Here is a 367-nt window from a genome sequence, read left to right on the forward strand (position 1 = left end):
TTGGTTTCGACGTGGGTTGGAATCGCAGCGGTGCATGTCGAGCTCAGTGCGCTCGTAAAACTGACTGAACCAAAGTAACTGCAAACGACGAACGTTTCGCACTCGCCGCCTAAACACCGGTGAGCCTCGCAACAGCAGGCCGATGGGCTGGGCAAGGGTGGCGCAAGCCGTCCAGGCTGCGAGGGCATTCACATCGGCTGGCCCGTCCCCGGGTGCCTTGGGGCCGAGCGAGATTCAAGGGCACTGGCGGCTCCGGTAGCGTGCGTCTGCGCGACCGTAGCGGCGAGACTCAAACCAGCACGCTAAACATGTAGATCTGCGCGAGGAAGGTTTGCGGACGCGGGTTCAAATCCCGCCAGCTCCACCC

The 367-nt window shown here is 62.4% G+C and carries 1 other RNA gene; it reads left to right on the forward strand.

Annotated features, from left to right (window positions below):
- Positions 1–367, forward strand: a transfer-messenger RNA (tmRNA) gene (gene ssrA / locus ACO0K4_RS19545); the annotation flags it as partial.

The sequence above is a fragment of the Undibacterium sp. RuTC16W genome (genome assembly GCF_049339445.1).
GTDB lineage: Bacteria > Pseudomonadota > Gammaproteobacteria > Burkholderiales > Burkholderiaceae_D > Undibacterium.